The organism is Aeromonas sp. R2-1, assembly GCF_040908425.1.
Lineage (GTDB): Bacteria > Pseudomonadota > Gammaproteobacteria > Enterobacterales > Aeromonadaceae > Aeromonas > Aeromonas caviae.
The window spans coordinates 1-17394 of the sequence record NZ_JBFODR010000018.1 but is presented as its reverse complement, the minus strand read 5'-3'; the positions used below and the strand labels follow the sequence as shown (position 1 = coordinate 17394).

Sequence of the window (17394 nt, the reverse complement as noted above, 5' to 3'; positions counted from 1 at the left end):
TTAGATGAATGTGCCGATAAAACCTCATAACCAGACCATGCACTTTCGCTACGGCGACGAGCAGATCACCGTTGAGCGAGTAAAGCGCCTGCAAGCCACGGGCAGGGTACTGATCAAGGTGCATCCGGATTGCCGGGTGATCGCATCTGCTCCCGAAGATGCCGACAACGAAGCCGTTCTATCCGCTGTAAAAAAACGGGGCCGGTGGATATATGAGCAGCTGCGTGACTTTCGCAAGCAGCTGGAGTTCACCACTGCGCGCCAGTACATCAGTGGCGAGAGCCACTACTACTTGGGTAAACAATACCTGCTGAAAGTGATAGAGGCCCCCGAACAGCTTCAAAGCGTAAAGCTGCTGCGCGGTAAGCTGGAGGTTTCTGTGCGAACAAAGTCCGCCCACAAGGTTAAAGCCCTGCTGGCTGACTGGTACAAAGCCCGCGCCAGAGAACTATTCGCCAAGCGCCTCGATGCCATGCTGGAGCAGGCACTATGGGTAGATGAACGTCCGCTACTGCGCATACTGACCATGCAAACCCAATGGGGAAGTTGTTCCCCCAATGGCCGTATCACCCTGAACCCCCACCTGGTTAAGGCGCCGAGGGAGTGCATTGATTACGTCATTCTCCATGAGCTTTGCCACATCGCCGAGCACAACCATAGCGATCGCTTCTACCGGCTGATGGGACAAGTGATGCCGGGGTGGGAGAAGACGAAAGCCAGGCTGGATGGGATGGCACATCAGCTGCTCACCGTGTGAAAGAGCAAACCATTATTCCAGATAGATAGGAATCATCGCGCCTGCTTTCCACCCCGCAGCTTGGAGTGGCCAAGGTAGCGGGTTTCAATAGGGAAGCCCGCCCCTAACATTCCAGATAGATAGGAAAGCCCTTATCAAGATTCCAGGGGCACGTTCTGAACCGACTTTCCACTATCTGGAATATCCGCACCAAGATTCCAGATAGATAGTTATGTGGAGGGGAACTGGACAGGGATTGGCCGGGGATGAGGGCGCTGATTCCACTGGTCAATAAGCCACTGGATTCCATAGTTCCAACTTTGTCACGAACGAACAAACTCAACATTTTCAATAAGTTGTTTGAACACCAACGCCTTCGGTGCCATGCTGAAATTATGTTCATTGGTGGAGCGTTTTGATGGATGCGTTCAGTTGGGGGATGGTGGGCTTGCTGGCCTTCTTCACCCTGGTATTTGTGTGGAGCCTGTATAGCTACAAGGCCCACGCACAAGAGCGGCACCATGAAACCGATCGCTGATATCGGCCTGATGGCGGTTGTGGTACTGGGCTTGATGGCACTGGGTAACACGCTATTCGCTTGGCTGCTGATCTGCCTGCCTCTGGTGTATTGGTGCTGGCCAATACTGGCATGGGCTACCAGGCGGCCCATCACGGCCAGGCTGCTGCTACTGGCCCTTGCCGCCCTCACCTGCTGGCATTGGCCCGCCGGGCTGTTCACAGCGCTGAGCATCTCGCTTATCTGGTCGGTGAAAACCCTCAAGGCAAGCCCTCGCCCACAGCGCAAGGGTGGGCCGGTCATCAAAAAGTACTACTTCTGGAACTGACTGCGCGCTTCCTTGGCCACACTGGCGATAAGGTGCCGAGAGCAGCCAAGCATCTCCTGAATTGCTGAATAGCTGTGTCCTGTCACCAACAGCCTGGCGATGTGTTGACGCTTCTTCTCATCCTTCTGCCTACCACGGTATTTGCCCTCCTCTTTGGCTTTGGCAATGCCTTGCCGCTGCCGGCGCCGCCTGTCGTCGTAGTCCTTGCGGGCCACGGCGGCCAGCATATCCAACAGCATTCCGTTGACGGCCTGCAAGATGGCGCTGGTGAAATCGGAGCCGCTGTCACCCTGTAATGCCACCCAGGAGGTTGGCAGCTCGGGGGAAACGATGGCCAGTTGCTTCTGCGCCAAGCGCGCCTTCAACGTCTGCCAGTCGCCCTGGGTTAAACGGGCAAGGCGGTCAATCTGTTCCACCAGAACAATGTCTCGGGGCCCAGCATCGCGGATAAGCCGCATCAGCTCGGGCCGGGCCAGCGTAGCCCCGGATTCGTTCTCAACATAAAAAGAGGCGATCTGGTGGCCATGCTCCCGGGCAAAGGTCACCAACTGCTCCTTGGCGCGCTCAGCGTCTTGATCGGCAGTGGAGGCTCGCAGATAAGCGCGAATGAACATCGACGTCACCCTTAAGTCTGTTTTAAATAGTTCCTCAACTTTAGTGCATTTGTCATTTTCAGAAGACGACTGCACCAGTTGATTGGGCGTAATGGCTGTTGTGCAGCCAGCTCCTGACAGTTCAATATCAGAAGTGATCTGCACCAATCTCGACTATGCTCAATACTCGTGTGCACCAAAGCGAGGTGAGCGGGGTTCTAGGGATTTTCCGTCCAAATGCGACATTCAGACTGCTAAGTGATTGATTTATTGTGACTGGCTATGTGAAGCGCCAAAAAAGTAATACCCCTCTGGAGGCCGCGGACGGCGTGGCCTCCAGAGCACTTTGTCGTTTTTGGACGGAAAATCCCTAGAACCCCAATGTTCTCGGCCTGGCGTGGCTCGGCCTGATCGGAGCGGGTTTAACCTACTTCCTTTGGTTCCGGGGGATCTCGCGACTCGAACCTACAGTTGTTTCCTTACTGGGCTTTCTCAGCCCGGGGACCGCCGTGTTGCTAGGATGGTTGTTCTTGGATCAGACGCTGAGTGCGCTTCAAATCATCGGCGTCCTGCTCGTGATCGGGAGTATCTGGCTGGGCCAACGTTCCAACCGCACTCCTAGGGCGCGTATAGCTTGCCGGAAGTCGCCTTGACCCGCATGGCATAGGCCTATCGTTTCCACGATCAGCGATCGGCTCGTTGCCCTGCGCCGCTCCAAAGCCCGCGACGCAGCGCCGGCAGGCAGAGCAAGTAGAGGGCAGCGCCTGCAATCCATGCCCACCCGTTCCACGTTGTTATAGAAGCCGCATAGATCGCCGTGAAGAGGAGGGGTCCGACGATCGAGGTCAGGCTGGTGAGCGCCGCCAGTGAGCCTTGCAGCTGCCCCTGACGTTCCTCATCCACCTGCCTGGACAACATTGTTTGCAGCGCCGGCATTCCGATGCCACCCGAAGCAAGCAGGACCATGATCGGGAACGCCATCCATCCCCGTGTCGCGAAGGCAAGCAGGATGTAGCCTGTGCCGTCGGCAATCATTCCGAGCATGAGTGCCCGCCTTTCGCCGAGCCGGGCGGCTACAGGGCCGGTGATCATTGCCTGGGCGAGTGAATGCAGAATGCCAAATGCGGCAAGCGAAATGCCGATCGTGGTCGCGTCCCAGTGAAAGCGATCCTCGCCGAAAATGACCCAAAGCGCGGCCGGCACCTGTCCGACAAGTTGCATGATGAAGAAGACCGCCATCAGGGCGGCGACGACGGTCATGCCCCGGGCCCACCGGAACGAAGCGAGCGGGTTGAGAGCCTCCCGGCGTAACGGCCGGCGTTCGCCTTTGTGCGACTCCGGCAAAAGGAAACAGCCCGTCAGGAAATTGAGGCCGTTCAAGGCTGCCGCGGCGAAGAACGGAGCGTGGGGGGAGAAACCGCCCATCAGCCCACCGAGCACAGGTCCCGCGACCATCCCGAACCCGAAACAGGCGCTCATGAAGCCGAAGTGCCGCGCGCGCTCATCGCCATCAGTGATATCGGCAATATAAGCGCCGGCTACCGCCCCAGTCGCCCCGGTGATGCCGGCCACGATCCGCCCGATATAGAGAACCCAAAGGAAAGGCGCTGTCGCCATGATGGCGTAGTCGACAGTGGCGCCGGCCAGCGAGACGAGCAAGATTGGCCGCCGCCCGAAACGATCCGACAGCGCGCCCAGCACAGGTGCGCAGGCAAATTGCACCAACGCATACAGCGCCAGCAGAATGCCATAGTGGGCGGTGACGTCGTTCGAGTGAACCAGATCGCGCAGGAGGCCCGGCAGCACCGGCATAATCAGGCCGATGCCGACAGCGTCGAGCGCGACAGTGCTCAGAATTACGATCAGGGGTCTGTTGGGTTTCACGTCTGGCCTCCGGACCAGCCTCCGCTGGTCCGATTGAACGCGCGGATTCTTTATCACTGATAAGTTGGTGGACATATTATGTTTATCAGTGATAAAGTGTCAAGCATGACAAAGTTGCAGCCGAATACAGTGATCCGTGCCGCCCTGGACCTGTTGAACGAGGTCGGCGTAGACGGTCTGACGACACGCAAACTGGCGGAACGGTTGGGGGTTCAGCAGCCGGCGCTTTACTGGCACTTCAGGAACAAGCGGGCGCTGCTCGACGCACTGGCCGAAGCCATGCTGGCGGAGAATCATACGCATTCGGTGCCGAGAGCCGACGACGACTGGCGCTCATTTCTGATCGGGAATGCCCGCAGCTTCAGGCAGGCGCTGCTCGCCTACCGCGATGGCGCGCGCATCCATGCCGGCACGCGACCGGGCGCACCGCAGATGGAAACGGCCGACGCGCAGCTTCGCTTCCTCTGCGAGGCGGGTTTTTCGGCCGGGGACGCCGTCAATGCGCTGATGACAATCAGCTACTTCACTGTTGGGGCCGTGCTTGAGGAGCAGGCCGGCGACAGCGATGCCGGCGAGCGCGGCGGCACCGTTGAACAGGCTCCGCTCTCGCCGCTGTTGCGGGCCGCGATAGACGCCTTCGACGAAGCCGGTCCGGACGCAGCGTTCGAGCAGGGACTCGCGGTGATTGTCGATGGATTGGCGAAAAGGAGGCTCGTTGTCAGGAACGTTGAAGGACCGAGAAAGGGTGACGATTGATCAGGACCGCTGCCGGAGCGCAACCCACTCACTACAGCAGAGCCATGTAGACAACATCCCCTCCCCCTTTCCACCGCGTCAGACGCCCGTAGCAGCCCGCTACGGGCTTTTTCATGCCCTGCCCTAGCGTCCAAGCCTCACGGCCGCGCTCGGCCTCTCTGGCGGCCTTCTGGCGCTCCTGCTGCGGCGTCCGCTCGTGGGCCGTGGCGCGGGTCCGCGCGCCGGCCTCGTGCGCCTGGCGCTCGCGGGCGAGGTCCAGGGCGGCCGTCTATGGGGTTCTAGGGATTTTCCGTCCAAATGCGACATTCAGACTGCTAAGTGATTGATTTATTGTGACTGGCTATGTGAAGCGCCAAAAAAGTAATACCCCTCTGGAGGCCGCGGACGGCGTGGCCTCCAGAGCACTTTGTCGTTTTTGGACGGAAAATCCCTAGAACCCCGGGAAGGCGTCGACAGCTATCTGGCCGTACTGGACGCGCAACGCCTGCTGTTCAGCTCGCAGCAGCAGCTGGTATTGAATCAGCTGGCGCAGCTCAATAGCGAGATCGATCTGTACCGGGCATTGGGCGGCGGCTGGCACACGGCGTCAGTGGCGCCAGCTGCCGCCAGCGCCGATCCCGAAGCATGAAGTGTTGTCATCTGTTTTTCATGAGGAAACAAATCATGTTGTTGAGATCCTTGCCGGCCGGCGCACTGGCTGCGGCCTTGCTTGCCACGCCCGCCGTTGGTGCAGAATTGTCTGCCGCGGTGGGCGCCACGGGCCAGGGCGGCGCCACGTTGCGCATCGGTGCGTCAAAGCCCTGGGAAGCGCGCTGGTTCGACAGCGGCACGGGGCACCTTTCCGGTTACTGGGACGCGGGCTACACCTATTGGGTGGGCGGCAAAGAGGCTTCCGGAGCCCATTACGCCTCCCTAAATAAACCCGGCTTCGCGCTGGTGACGCAGAGCCAAGATCACTACGGTTTCGCCCTCTAGGCGGTAACGCGCCAGATAACCACTGTCCCCAAAGGGGATGACCCACTCGCGGAACACCTCCGGGAGCCCTTCAATAGGACGCCCCATCGCGGGTTGTTGCCCGAGCTGGGCCAGCGCCGAACGGATGGTTTGGGCTGCTCGCTGTGCAACAACTGGGCTCTTACTGTGCAAGAACTCGCGCAGCCGTTTAAGGTCACGCAGAGCAGCCGGAGAGAGGATCACTTGTGGCATGCAGGTGCACCACCTTCAATCTCGGTGCCCCAACCAGCCAACCACTGATCGGTCTCCTCAAGAGAGACATGCAAACCAGTCTCCTGAAACTCCTGCCAAGCATCGAGGGTATCGCGGCGGAACGCCTCCTTGCGCTCTTCGCGCTCAACATACTGGGTGATAGCTTCGCGCATCATCCAGTGCGCTGAACGGTCGCGGGCAGCAGCTAGCTGCTTGATCCGGCTTTGGGTATCGCTATCAAGTTTGATAGACATGGGTTTGGTAGCTGCGGACATAAGACCTCACTGTTAGCCAAAGGTATTACCTAGCGATACCTAAATTTACCACGCAATCTAAGCGCCGTCACAACCCGATTGCAGTACTGCAATGTCGCCCCCGAACTGGGGCGACTAGCGCAGTCTATCGCCACTGGCTCGGGGGCCGCCAAGCGCAGCGCGGCAGAGCGGGCTAGACCTTCATCCAGCGCAGCAACAGAGCCAGCGCCGCAATCCATGCCGCCACGTTCCAGGAAGGCCCCGCCAAGGCGCTGTAAAGTGGCCCCAGCGCCAGCCAGTCAGCCGCCCAGTACAGCAGGGCTTTCGCCGCGAACACGGCGGCCAGCGCCGCCACTGTGTGCCACAACATCAACCCCGGAAATCTATCGCTCAACCACATCGGCACCACCTCCCTTCAATCCAACTGAAGGCCTGCATCGAGGAGCCGCTGCCGCCACTCGGGGGTTCTAGGGATTTTCCGTCCAAATGCGACATTCAGACTGCTAAGTGATTGATTTATTGTGACTGGCTATGTGAAGCGCCAAAAAAGTAATACCCCTCTGGAGGCCGCGGACGGCGTGGCCTCCAGAGCACTTTGTCGTTTTTGGACGGAAAATCCCTAGAACCCCTGAGCATGGCGACGGACACCCCACGGATTCCAGAACAAGGCGTGGCCACTCTGCCTGATGAGGCTTGGGAGCGTGCGCGCCGTCGTGCGGAGATCATCAGTCCGTTGGCGCAGTCGGAGACGGTCGGGCACGAAGCGGCCGATATGGCGGCTCAGGCGCTGGGCTTGTCTCGGCGCCAGGTATACGTTCTGATCCGGCGTGCCCGGCAAGGCAGCGGCCTCGTGACGGATCTGGTGCCCGGCCAGTCCGGTGGAGGTAAAGGTAAGGGGCGCTTGCCGGAACCGGTCGAGCGCGTCATCCACGAGCTACTGCAAAAGCGGTTCCTGACCAAGCAGAAGCGCAGCCTAGCGGCCTTTCACCGCGAAGTCACTCAGGTGTGCAAGGCTCAAAAACTGCGAGTGCCGGCGCGCAATACCGTGGCCTTACGGATCGCTAGCCTTGACCCGCGCAAGGTCATCCGCCGGCGGGAAGGCCAGGATGCCGCTCGTGACCTACAAGGTGTGGGCGGCGAGCCTCCTGCCGTGACCGCGCCGCTGGAGCAGGTGCAGATAGACCATACGGTCATCGACCTGATCGTGGTCGATGACCGCGACCGGCAACCTATTGGCCGCCCGTACCTGACCCTCGCCATCGACGTGTTCACCCGCTGCGTGCTCGGCATGGTCGTCACGCTGGAAGCGCCGTCTGCCGTTTCGGTTGGCCTGTGCCTCGTGCATGTCGCCTGCGACAAGCGCCCTTGGCTGGAAGGACTGAACGTGGAAATGGATTGGCAGATGAGCGGCAAGCCCTTGCTGCTCTACCTAGACAACGCGGCCGAGTTCAAGAGCGAGGCCCTGCGCCGGGGTTGCGAGCAGCATGGCATCCGGCTGGACTATCGCCCGCTGGGACAGCCGCACTATGGCGGCATCGTGGAACGGATCATCGGCACGGCGATGCAGATGATTCACGACGAACTGCCGGGAACGACCTTCTCCAACCCTGACCAGCGCGGCGACTACGATTCCGAAAACAAGGCCGCCCTGACGCTGCGCGAGCTAGAGCGCTGGCTCACATTGGCGGTCGGCACCTACCACGGTTCGGTGCACAACGGCCTGCTCCAACCGCCGGCCGCGCGCTGGGCCGAGGCCGTGGCGCGTGTCGGCGTACCGGCCGTCGTCACACGCGCTACTTCGTTCCTGGTCGATTTTCTGCCGATCCTCCGGCGCACGCTGACCCGCACCGGCTTTGTCATCGACCACATCCACTACTACGCCGATGCGCTCAAGCCGTGGATTGCGCGGCGTGAACGCTGGCCGTCCTTTCTGATCCGGCGCGATCCGCGCGACATCAGCCGTATCTGGGTCCTGGAACCGGAGGGACAGCATTACCTGGAAATTCCCTACCGTACCTTGTCGCATCCGGCTGTCACCCTCTGGGAACAACGGCAGGCGCTGGCGAAACTGCGGCAGCAAGGGCGCGAACAGGTGGATGAGTCGGCGCTGTTCCGCATGATCGGCCAGATGCGTGAGATTGTGACCAGCGCGCAGAAGGCCACACGCAAGGCGCGGCGTGACGCGGATCGCCGCCAGCACCTCAAGACATCAGCTCGGCCGGACAAGCCCGTTCCGCCGGATACGGATATTGCCGACCCGCAGGCAGACAACTTGCCACCCGCCAAACCGTTCGACCAGATTGAGGAGTGGTAGCCGTGGACGAATATCCCATCATCGACCTGTCCCACCTGCTGCCGGCGGCCCAGGGCTTGGCCCGTCTTCCGGCGGACGAGCGCATCCAGCGCCTTCGCGCCGACCGCTGGATCGGCTATCCGCGCGCAGTCGAGGCGCTGAACCGGCTGGAAGCCCTTTATGCGTGGCCAAACAAGCAACGCATGCCCAACCTGCTGCTGGTTGGCCCGACCAACAATGGCAAGTCGATGATCGTCGAGAAGTTCCGCCGCACCCACCCGGCCAGCTCCGACGCCGACCAGGAGCACATCCCGGTGTTGGTCGTGCAGATGCCGTCCGAGCCGTCCGTGATCCGCTTCTACGTCGCGCTGCTCGCCGCGATGGGCGCGCCGCTGCGCCCACGCCCACGGTTGCCGGAAATGGAGCAACTGGCTCTGGCACTGCTGCGCAAGGTCGGCGTGCGCATGCTGGTGATCGACGAGCTGCACAACGTGCTGGCCGGCAACAGCGTCAACCGCCGGGAATTCCTCAACCTGCTGCGCTTCCTCGGCAACGAACTGCGCATCCCGTTGGTTGGGGTAGGCACGCGCGACGCCTACCTAGCCATCCGCTCCGATGACCAGTTGGAAAATCGCTTCGAGCCGATGATGCTGCCGGTATGGGAGGCCAACGACGATTGCTGCTCACTGCTGGCCAGCTTCGCCGCTTCGCTCCCGCTGCGCCGGCCTTCCCCAATTGCCACGCTGGACATGGCTCGCTACCTGCTCACACGCAGCGAGGGCACCATAGGGGAACTGGCGCACTTGCTGATGGCGGCGGCCATCGTCGCCGTGGAGAGCGGCGAGGAAGCGATCAACCATCGCACACTCAGCATGGCCTGTCGACAACCTCTCGCGCAACCAAGACATCGCGGTCGGACTGCAAGTGATCTTGAAGCCACGGGCCCGTCCCACCCCGACATGGACCTCGATGCCCGAACGGACGTTAGATTTCGAGTTCTAGGCGTTCTGCGATGAAGGTTGGATCCCAGCCGGGATTGAAAGTGTCGACGTGGGTGAATCCGAGCCGCTCGTATAGGCCACGCAGGTTCGGGTGGCAGTCGAGCCGCAGCTTGGCGCACCCCTGCGTTCGCGCGGCATGGCGGCAAGCCTCGATCAGCGCGGAGCTGACACCCCGGCCCGCATGTGTCCGTCGCACCGCGAGCTTGTGCAGATATGCGGCCTCCCCCTTGAGGGCGTCGGGCCAGAACTCGGGATCCTCGGCCGACAAGGTGCAACAGCCGACGATGCCGTCGCTGCAACTCGCGACTAGGAGCTCGGATCTCAGGACGAAGGTCTCCGCGAATGTCCGGTCGATCCGCGCGACGTCCCAGGCGGGCGTTCCCTTGGCGGACATCCACGCCGCAGCGTCGTGCATCAGCCGCACAACCTCGTCGATATCACCCGAGCAGGCGACCCGAACGTTCGGAGGCTCCTCGCTGTCCATTCGCTCCCCTGGCGCGGTATGAACCGCCGCCTCATAGTGCAGTTTGATCCTGACGAGCCCAGCATGTCTGCGCCCACCTTCGCGGAACCTGACCAGGGTCCGCTAGCGGGCGGCCGGAAGGTGAATGCTAGGCATGATCTAACCCTCGGTCTCTGGCGTCGCGACTGCGAAATTTCGCGAGGGTTTCCGAGAAGGTGATTGCGCTTCGCAGATCTCCAGGCGCGTGGGTGCGGACGTAGTCAGCGCCATTGCCGATCGCGTGAAGTTCCGCCGCAAGGCTCGCTGGACCCAGATCCTTTACAGGAAGGCCAACGGTGGCGCCCAAGAAGGATTTCCGCGACACCGAGACCAATAGCGGAAGCCCCAACGCCGACTTCAGCTTTTGAAGGTTCGACAGCACGTGCAGCGATGTTTCCGGTGCGGGGCTCAAGAAAAATCCCATCCCCGGATCGAGGATGAGCCGGTCGGCAGCGACCCCGCTCCGTCGCAAGGCGGAAACCCGCGCCTCGAAGAACCGCACAATCTCGTCGAGCGCGTCTTCGGGTCGAAGGTGACCGGTGCGGGTGGCGATGCCATCCCGCTGCGCTGAGTGCATAACCACCAGCCTGCAGTCCGCCTCAGCAATATCGGGATAGAGCGCAGGGTCAGGAAATCCTTGGATATCGTTCAGGTAGCCCACGCCGCGCTTGAGCGCATAGCGCTGGGTTTCCGGTTGGAAGCTGTCGATTGAAACACGGTGCATCTGATCGGACAGGGCGTCTAAGAGCGGCGCAATACGTCTGATCTCATCGGCCGGCGATACAGGCCTCGCGTCCGGATGGCTGGCGGCCGGTCCGACATCCACGACGTCTGATCCGACTCGCAGCATTTCGATCGCCGCGGTGACAGCGCCGGCGGGGTCTAGCCGCCGGCTCTCATCGAAGAAGGAGTCCTCGGTGAGATTCAGAATGCCGAACACCGTCACCATGGCGTCGGCCTCCGCAGCGACTTCCACGATGGGGATCGGGCGAGCAAAAAGGCAGCAATTATGAGCCCCATACCTACAAAGCCCCACGCATCAAGCTTTTGCCCATGAAGCAACCAGGCAATGGCTGTAATTATGACGACGCCGAGTCCCGACCAGACTGCATAAGCAACACCGACAGGGATGGATTTCAGAACCAGAGAAAGAAAATAAAATGCGATGCCATAACCGATTATGACAACGGCGGAAGGGGCAAGCTTAGTAAAGCCTTCGCTAGATTTTAATGCGGATGTTGCGATTACTTCGCCAACTATTGCGATAACAAGAAAAAGCCAGCCTTTCATGATATATCTCCCAATTTGTGTAGGGCTTATTATGCACGCTTAAAAATAATAAAAGCAGACTTGACCTGATAGTTTGGCTGTGAGCAATTATGTGCTTAGTGCATCTAACGCTTTTAGCAGGGGCGCGACGTCAGGAGCGTCCCTTGCCTAAACTTGTTAAGGCATTTGTGAACAAACGCCACCAGTATTTTGGTTTAGAACCAATGCATACTTCATACGAATACAGCCTATCTCGAATCAAGCAGGAACCATCCAAGATTGGCATAAAAGGTACATTCAACCTTTTCACTGCATCCCATTGGTGCACGTACTCGGTCTTGCAACTCGGACACTTTGGGTTTGCACCAGGAACAAACCTACCCCCGCAAGGGCAATCTGGAAGAGTTGCTGCTATTCGATCCAAGAGCTCTTGATTGATTTCATTTTCATACAGTAATGCATGGTCCTGCTCTCTATGGATTACATTCGAGCAAGTATCACAGAAAAAATGCGGGCAACTGTCGCTCATGCCGCTCGATTGCCAGGCAGGAGTTTCCTTCCCACACTTTGGGTTTGGGCATTTCATTCTTCCTATCCATGGTGCATTCGCTTCGTAATGTACGATTTTCATGTAGCCTTAACGCCTGGCACAGCGGATCGCAAACCTGGCGCGGCTTTTGGTACAAAAGGCGTGACAGGTTTGCGAATCCGTTGCTGCCACTTGTTAACCCTTTTGCCAGATTTGGTAACTATAATTTATGTTAGAGGCGAAGTCTTGGGTAAAAACTGGCCTAAAATTGCTGGGGATTTCAGGAAAGTAAACATCACCTTCCGGCTCGATGTCTATTGTAGATATATGTAGTGTATCTACTTGATCGATCAGGCTTTTGTATATCTCCCCACCACCTGAAACAATGACATGATCCGTTATTTTCTTTAGGTTGGTTAAAGCATCTTTAATTGATGGAAAGATCAATACGTTCTCATTGTCAGATGTAAAACTTGAACGTGTTACGACCGCATACTTTCGGTTGGGTAATGCTCCCATTGATTCAAAAGTCTTGCGTCCAACCAACAGCCATTGGTTATAGGTAATAGCTTTAAACAGGAGCTGTTCACCTTTGGCACTCCATGGAATATCAGGGCCATTCCCGATAACTCCATTCTTCGATATAGCTACCATTAGTGATAGTTTCACAATTCTTCCTCAGAGGTTAACGTTTGACATGAGGGGCGGCCAAGGGCGCCAGCCCTTGGACGTCCCCCTCGATGGAAGGGTTAGGCATCACTGCGTGTTCGCTCGAATGCCTGGCGTGTTTGAACCATGTACACGGCTGGACCATCTGGGGTGGTTACGGTACCTTGCCTCTCAAACCCCGCTTTCTCGTAGCATCGGATCGCTCGCAAGTTGCTCGGCGACGGGTCCGTTTGGATCTTGGTGACCTCGGGATCATTGAACAGCAACTCAACCAGAGCTCGAACCAGCTTGGTTCCCAAGCCTTTGCCCAGTTGTGATGCATTCGCCAGTGACTGGTCTATTCCGCGTACTCCTGGATCGGTTTCTTCTTCCCACCATCCGTCCCCGCTTCCAAGAGCAACGTACGACTGGGCATACCCAATCGGCTCTCCATTCAGCATTGCAATGTATGGAGTGACGGACTCTTGCGCTAAAACGCTTGGCAAGTACTGTTCCTGTACGTCAGCAAGTGTCGGGCGTGCTTCTTCTCCGCCCCACCACTCGACGATATGAGATCGATTTAGCCACTCATAGAGCATCGCAAGGTCATGCTCAGTCATGAGGCGCAGTGTGACGGAATCGTTGCTGTTGGTCACGATGCTGTACTTTGTGATGCCTAACACCTGAGTTAAGCCGCGCCGCGAAGCGGCGTCGGCTTGGACGAATTGTTAGGCCGCATATCGCGACCTGAAAGCGGCACGCAAGACCTCAACCTTTTCCGCCCCGAGTGAGGTGCATGCGAGCCTGTAGGACTCTATGTGCTTTGTAGGCCAGTCCACTGGTGGTACTTCATCGGCATAGTAAAAGTAATCCCAGATGATCGCCTCCCAGCTGTTACAACGGACTGGCCGCCCGGCGATGACGCCCTCAGCCGCCTCTGGGCACGAGCCCTGCGGAGCCTCCGCGATTTCATACGCTTCGTCTGCCCACCAAGCAGGTTCGCAGTCAAGTAACTCATCCCCGATCTCCGCTAAGAATCCATAGTCCAACTCCTCCATGACGCGCCCGCCGAGCATTTCAACTATTGCCTCGAGCTCGCCGCGCCTCTCGCCGGGAAACGTCAGATCAATATCATCGTGCTTGCGTGTTACACGCCCTAGCCGTGCATCGATCGCCCAGCCCCCACCGATCCAGAGCGGCAGATTTCGCTCATCTGCCGCAGCTAGAATTTTGTGTATCAATGTGACCTGCGTTGTGTCCATGCGGCCTAACTTTGTTTTAGGGCGACTGCCCTGCTGCGTAACATCGTTGCTGCTCCATAACATCAAACATCGACCCACGGCGTAACGCGCTTGCTGCTTGGATGCCCGAGGCATAGACTGTACAAAAAAACAGTCATAACAAGCCATGAAAACCGCCACTGCGCCGTTACCACCGCTGCGTTCGGTCAAGGTTCTGGACCAGTTGCGTGAGCGCATACGCTACTTGCATTACAGCTTACGAACCGAACAGGCTTATGTCCACTGGGTTCGTGCCTTCATCCGTTTCCACGGTGTGCGTCACCCGGCAACCTTGGGCAGCAGCGAAGTCGAGGCATTTCTGTCCTGGCTGGCGAACGAGCGCAAGGTTTCGGTCTCCACGCATCGTCAGGCATTGGCGGCCTTGCTGTTCTTCTACGGCAAGGTGCTGTGCACGGATCTGCCCTGGCTTCAGGAGATCGGAAGACCTCGGCCGTCGCGGCGCTTGCCGGTGGTGCTGACCCCGGATGAAGTGGTTCGCATCCTCGGTTTTCTGGAAGGCGAGCATCGTTTGTTCGCCCAGCTTCTGTATGGAACGGGCATGCGGATCAGTGAGGGTTTGCAACTGCGGGTCAAGGATCTGGATTTCGATCACGGCACGATCATCGTGCGGGAGGGCAAGGGCTCCAAGGATCGGGCCTTGATGTTACCCGAGAGCTTGGCACCCAGCCTGCGCGAGCAGCTGTCGCGTGCACGGGCATGGTGGCTGAAGGACCAGGCCGAGGGCCGCAGCGGCGTTGCGCTTCCCGACGCCCTTGAGCGGAAGTATCCGCGCGCCGGGCATTCCTGGCCGTGGTTCTGGGTTTTTGCGCAGCACACGCATTCGACCGATCCACGGAGCGGTGTCGTGCGTCGCCATCACATGTATGACCAGACCTTTCAGCGCGCCTTCAAACGTGCCGTAGAACAAGCAGGCATCACGAAGCCCGCCACACCGCACACCCTCCGCCACTCGTTCGCGACGGCCTTGCTCCGCAGCGGTTACGACATTCGAACCGTGCAGGATCTGCTCGGCCATTCCGACGTCTCTACGACGATGATTTACACGCATGTGCTGAAAGTTGGCGGTGCCGGAGTGCGCTCACCGCTTGATGCGCTGCCGCCCCTCACTAGTGAGAGGTAGGGCAGCGCAAGTCAATCCTGGCGGATTCACTACCCCTGCGCGAAGGCCATCGGTGCCGCATCGAACGGCCGGTTGCGGAAAGTCCTCCCTGCGTCCGCTGATGGCCGGCAGCAGCCCGTCGTTGCCTGATGGATCCAACCCCTCCGCTGCTATAGTGCAGTCGGCTTCTGACGTTCAGTGCAGCCGTCTTCTGAAAACGACAGTTTTTGTGTCATTTTCAGAAGACGACTGCACCAGACAACGCGGTTTGAAGGCTGTTGTGCAGTCGTCTATTGAACGAACAGTATCAGGAGTCCGCTGCACGAATGATGACCTCAAGCCGGTTCTGGTCGCGCTGGCGACCGATCAGCCCCTGGATGTGCGATACCGCGACCACGATCTTTCCGGCGATTGGGCGGGCTACCGCGAATGCCACATCAAGCCCGACCTGCTGCTGATCTACCGCAAGTCCGACGCCGACACCCTGCGACTGGCGCGGCTTGGCTCCCATAGCGAGCTGTTCGGCTGATGCCAGTCGCCTTGTCCGCCAAACGATCATTAGGCGGCCAAACCGGACGCCTGTCCGAAAACATCTTGCGCAACGGGATGACGGACAATAAGATAGGCGGACGGTATAACGGACAAATGGGCGGAAATGGCACTCATCGGCTATGCGCGGGTATCGACGGCGGAACAGGACACCGCCTTGCAGACGGATGCGCTGCGCAATGCAGGCTGCGAACGGGTTTTCGAGGACACGGCATCCGGGGCCAAGGCAGACCGGCCCGGCTTGGCCGATGCGCTGGCTTATCTGCGCGATGGCGATGTGCTGGTCGTCTGGCGGCTGGATCGGCTTGGCCGCTCCCTGCCGCACCTGATTGAGACGGTCGGCAAGCTGGAAGCACGGGGCGTCGGCTTCCGCTCGTTGACTGAAAACATCGACACCACCACGCCGGGCGGACGGCTCATCTTCCATGTGTTCGGTGCGCTGGGCCAGTTCGAGCGCGACCTGATCCGCGAGCGCACCAAGGCCGGGTTGACCGCTGCCGCCGCACGCGGGCGCAAAGGCGGACGCAAGCCGGTTGTCACTGCCGACAAGTTGCAACGAGCGCGGGAGCTTGTCGCCAACGGCTTGAATGTCCGCGAGGCCGCCGCACGCCTCAAGGTAGGAAAAACCGCTCTCTACGCTGCCTTGCAGGCGGCCAGTTCTGGCAGTGCAGCCGACTCCTGATATTTCGTGCAGTCGCCTTCTGAAAACGACAGCATTTTAAATGGTTCCAAAATAGTTTTTTGCCACCCGAGATGTAGTTCCCATTAGGTATACCTTTTTAGAACCACCACATGACGATCGAAACACAACCTTTCGATAGCCTTTTGATCTGACAGCACAAACTTTAAGTGTGATCCGTCATCACAAAGTCGCTTTTGAGTTGTATTTGAGTATTTAAGCGACGTTGCTCACCATTCCTGATCTGCTGAATGGGATGCCAAAGGAGGAAATCTACAGAAGCTGGGCTTTGAGGTGAGTCATCTTTTCGACTCACCGAACAAGCCAGCAGCCAAGCGTAGCGCGGCAGTTCTTTACCCCATGGCTTGGTAATCTCCCCGTCTGCTGTTCTCTTACCCGCTATAGGGGATAAATGTTAGATACCGCCTACAGCGTGTAAGTTACATTTACCACCTGTAACAGGTAAATATTGATATACCTGCCATAGCGTGTAAATTGGAAGAAGGCACGCTACCAGGTTGTCGAATCATGAAAGTAACCAGCGCCAAGCAGCTGAGCGCCTGTATCAAGGATGCCAGGCTTTCTCAAAAGCTCTCTCAAGGCAAAGTGGCCGAGAAAGTGGGGATTAGGCAAGACACAGTCTCCAGCTTCGAGCTCAATCCTGAGTCCACCAAGCTGGAAACCCTGTTCAAGATCCTCGCAGCACTCGAATTGTCAGTGGATATCAAACCCCGCAATGAGTCATCCGAGAGTCCGGCATCGGGCTGGAAGGAGGAGTGGTAATGGCCAATCTGGCTGTCTACATGAACGGCTATCGGGTAGGCACATTCACCAAAACTACCAGCGGCGCCCATCAGTTTCAGTACCATGAGTCATGGCTAGCACAACCGGGCAGCCGTCCGATCTCACTCTCCATGCCATTGCGCCATCAGGCCTACCGGGGCGATGAAGCCTATAACTTCTTCGACAACCTGCTGCCAGATAATACGGAGGTGAGAAACAGGGTTGTAGCACGCTATCAAGCGGCATCAACCCAGCCCTTCGATCTGCTCAGTTGCATTGGCCAGGATAGCGTAGGGGCATTACAGCTGGTTACCGAAGGGCACGATGTTCCAGATGTCAGGCGAATCGACTACAAGGCACTTTCCGATGACGAGCTCGAGCAGATCCTGACCAGCTACAAATCAGGAATCCCTTTGGGGATGGTCAGGGAGCAAGAGGAGTTCCGGATCTCTATCGCCGGGGCGCAA

General features: G+C 58.6%; 23 protein-coding genes and 2 pseudogenes. 13 read left to right on the top strand and 12 right to left on the bottom strand.

Annotated elements, in window-relative coordinates; translation table 11 throughout:
* The first annotated feature begins 4 nt into the window (after positions 1 to 4).
* Together AB5Y80_RS04520 and AB5Y80_RS04515 are read left to right on the top strand one after the other, a co-directional pair.
* Positions 5 to 757: a M48 family metallopeptidase gene (locus tag AB5Y80_RS04520; protein WP_134695569.1), complete on the top strand. Its 753-nt coding sequence runs from the start codon at positions 5 to 7 to the stop codon at positions 755 to 757.
* A gap of 500 nt (positions 758 to 1257) precedes the next feature.
* Positions 1258 to 1581 carry a hypothetical protein gene (locus tag AB5Y80_RS04515; protein ID WP_134695568.1) on the top strand — a complete coding sequence of 108 codons (324 nt, stop codon included), beginning with the start codon at positions 1258 to 1260 and terminating at the stop codon, positions 1579 to 1581.
* On the opposite strand, the gene AB5Y80_RS04510 is transcribed toward AB5Y80_RS04515, so the two are convergent.
* Entirely contained in the window at positions 1566 to 2195 is a 630-nt protein-coding gene (locus tag AB5Y80_RS04510; RefSeq protein ID WP_134695567.1) for a recombinase family protein, read from the bottom strand. The genes AB5Y80_RS04515 and AB5Y80_RS04510 overlap by 16 nt on opposite strands.
* A gap of 359 nt (positions 2196 to 2554) precedes the next feature.
* Between AB5Y80_RS04510 and AB5Y80_RS04505 the strand changes: the two are divergent.
* Positions 2555 to 2827 (top strand): annotated as a pseudogene (locus AB5Y80_RS04505) (EamA family transporter); the annotation flags it as partial.
* 31 nt (positions 2828 to 2858) lie between these two features.
* On the opposite strand, the gene tet(A) reads toward AB5Y80_RS04505, so the two are convergent.
* Complete coding sequence (gene tet(A), locus AB5Y80_RS04500) at positions 2859 to 4058, bottom strand: tetracycline efflux MFS transporter Tet(A) (RefSeq protein ID WP_001973670.1); 1200 nt, start codon at positions 4056 to 4058, stop codon at positions 2859 to 2861.
* A gap of 105 nt (positions 4059 to 4163) precedes the next feature.
* Here tet(A) and tetR(A) point away from each other — a divergent pair, with 105 nt between their 5' ends.
* Positions 4164 to 4814 (top strand): tetracycline resistance transcriptional repressor TetR(A), encoded by a 651-nt coding sequence (tetR(A), locus tag AB5Y80_RS04495; protein ID WP_000164043.1) that lies wholly within the window; start codon positions 4164 to 4166, stop codon positions 4812 to 4814.
* Between the two features lie 31 nt (positions 4815 to 4845).
* Here tetR(A) and AB5Y80_RS04490 read toward each other — a convergent pair whose 3' ends face one another.
* Complete coding sequence (locus tag AB5Y80_RS04490; protein ID WP_052945622.1) at positions 4846 to 5073, bottom strand: hypothetical protein; 228 nt, start codon at positions 5071 to 5073, stop codon at positions 4846 to 4848.
* Between the two features lie 183 nt (positions 5074 to 5256).
* Here AB5Y80_RS04490 and AB5Y80_RS04485 point away from each other — a divergent pair.
* Positions 5257 to 5442, top strand: a pseudogene (locus AB5Y80_RS04485) (multidrug transporter); the annotation flags it as partial.
* Positions 5443 to 5477: 35 nt separating this feature from the next.
* Positions 5478 to 5789, top strand: coding sequence for a hypothetical protein (locus AB5Y80_RS04480; RefSeq protein ID WP_052150402.1), 312 nt, complete (start codon positions 5478 to 5480; stop codon positions 5787 to 5789).
* Here AB5Y80_RS04480 and AB5Y80_RS04475 read toward each other — a convergent pair.
* The 3 genes from AB5Y80_RS04475 to AB5Y80_RS04465 form a co-directional block, all read right to left on the bottom strand.
* A complete protein-coding gene (locus tag AB5Y80_RS04475; RefSeq protein WP_011222050.1) occupies positions 5727 to 6020 on the bottom strand; it encodes a type II toxin-antitoxin system RelE/ParE family toxin in 294 nt (97 codons plus the stop codon). The genes AB5Y80_RS04480 and AB5Y80_RS04475 overlap by 63 nt on opposite strands.
* On the bottom strand, positions 6008 to 6295 hold the full coding sequence (locus AB5Y80_RS04470; RefSeq protein WP_011222051.1) for a CopG family ribbon-helix-helix protein: 288 nt from the start codon (positions 6293 to 6295) through the stop codon (positions 6008 to 6010). Before AB5Y80_RS04470 ends, AB5Y80_RS04475 begins: the two co-directional genes overlap by 13 nt.
* A gap of 172 nt (positions 6296 to 6467) precedes the next feature.
* Positions 6468 to 6644 carry a hypothetical protein gene (locus tag AB5Y80_RS04465; RefSeq protein WP_167576894.1) on the bottom strand — a complete coding sequence of 59 codons (177 nt, stop codon included), beginning with the start codon at positions 6642 to 6644 and terminating at the stop codon, positions 6468 to 6470.
* A gap of 264 nt (positions 6645 to 6908) precedes the next feature.
* On the opposite strand from AB5Y80_RS04465, the gene AB5Y80_RS04460 reads away from it, so the two are divergent.
* Together AB5Y80_RS04460 and AB5Y80_RS04455 are read left to right on the top strand one after the other, a co-directional pair.
* Positions 6909 to 8588 carry a Mu transposase C-terminal domain-containing protein gene (locus tag AB5Y80_RS04460; protein ID WP_000179844.1) on the top strand — a complete coding sequence of 560 codons (1680 nt, stop codon included), beginning with the start codon at positions 6909 to 6911 and terminating at the stop codon, positions 8586 to 8588.
* 2 nt (positions 8589 to 8590) lie between these two features.
* The gene (locus tag AB5Y80_RS04455; RefSeq protein ID WP_001381192.1) at positions 8591 to 9583 is read left to right on the top strand and encodes a TniB family NTP-binding protein; all 993 of its coding nucleotides are present in this window, start codon (positions 8591 to 8593) and stop codon (positions 9581 to 9583) included.
* On the opposite strand, the gene AB5Y80_RS04450 is transcribed toward AB5Y80_RS04455, so the two are convergent.
* The 6 genes from AB5Y80_RS04450 to aadB form a co-directional block, all read right to left on the bottom strand.
* Positions 9552 to 10052 (bottom strand): GNAT family N-acetyltransferase, encoded by a 501-nt coding sequence (locus AB5Y80_RS04450; RefSeq protein WP_000376623.1) that lies wholly within the window; start codon positions 10050 to 10052, stop codon positions 9552 to 9554. The genes AB5Y80_RS04455 and AB5Y80_RS04450 overlap by 32 nt on opposite strands.
* Positions 10053 to 10179: 127 nt before the next feature.
* Complete coding sequence (gene sul1 / locus AB5Y80_RS04445; RefSeq protein WP_000259031.1) at positions 10180 to 11019, bottom strand: sulfonamide-resistant dihydropteroate synthase Sul1; 840 nt, start codon at positions 11017 to 11019, stop codon at positions 10180 to 10182.
* Positions 11013 to 11360, bottom strand: coding sequence for a quaternary ammonium compound efflux SMR transporter QacE delta 1 (locus tag AB5Y80_RS04440; RefSeq protein ID WP_000679427.1), 348 nt, complete (start codon positions 11358 to 11360; stop codon positions 11013 to 11015). The genes sul1 and AB5Y80_RS04440 overlap by 7 nt, the downstream gene beginning before the upstream one ends.
* A gap of 703 nt (positions 11361 to 12063) precedes the next feature.
* Complete coding sequence (gene dfrA1 / locus AB5Y80_RS04435; protein WP_000777554.1) at positions 12064 to 12537, bottom strand: trimethoprim-resistant dihydrofolate reductase DfrA1; 474 nt, start codon at positions 12535 to 12537, stop codon at positions 12064 to 12066.
* An 80-nt stretch (positions 12538 to 12617) separates the two neighbouring features.
* Entirely contained in the window at positions 12618 to 13172 is a 555-nt protein-coding gene (locus AB5Y80_RS04430) for an aminoglycoside N-acetyltransferase AAC(6')-Ib4 (protein WP_003159191.1), read from the bottom strand.
* Positions 13173 to 13244: 72 nt separating this feature from the next.
* A complete protein-coding gene (gene aadB, locus AB5Y80_RS04425) occupies positions 13245 to 13778 on the bottom strand; it encodes an aminoglycoside nucleotidyltransferase ANT(2'')-Ia (RefSeq protein ID WP_000381802.1) in 534 nt (177 codons plus the stop codon).
* A 145-nt stretch (positions 13779 to 13923) separates the two neighbouring features.
* Between aadB and intI1 the strand changes: the two genes are divergently transcribed.
* The 5 genes from intI1 to AB5Y80_RS04400 all read left to right on the top strand — a co-directional run.
* Entirely contained in the window at positions 13924 to 14937 is a 1014-nt protein-coding gene (gene intI1, locus AB5Y80_RS04420; protein ID WP_000845048.1) for a class 1 integron integrase IntI1, read from the top strand.
* Between the two features lie 259 nt (positions 14938 to 15196).
* Positions 15197 to 15445 (top strand): type II toxin-antitoxin system YafQ family toxin, encoded by a 249-nt coding sequence (locus tag AB5Y80_RS04415; protein WP_012585400.1) that lies wholly within the window; start codon positions 15197 to 15199, stop codon positions 15443 to 15445.
* A gap of 126 nt (positions 15446 to 15571) precedes the next feature.
* On the top strand, positions 15572 to 16147 hold the full coding sequence (locus tag AB5Y80_RS04410) for a recombinase family protein (RefSeq protein WP_001173919.1): 576 nt from the start codon (positions 15572 to 15574) through the stop codon (positions 16145 to 16147).
* A gap of 525 nt (positions 16148 to 16672) precedes the next feature.
* A complete protein-coding gene (locus tag AB5Y80_RS04405; protein ID WP_017410478.1) occupies positions 16673 to 16927 on the top strand; it encodes a helix-turn-helix domain-containing protein in 255 nt (84 codons plus the stop codon).
* Positions 16927 to 17394 (top strand): HipA N-terminal domain-containing protein (locus tag AB5Y80_RS04400; RefSeq protein ID WP_368172564.1); only part of this gene is annotated, 468 nt, incomplete at its 3' end. The genes AB5Y80_RS04405 and AB5Y80_RS04400, both read left to right, overlap by 1 nt.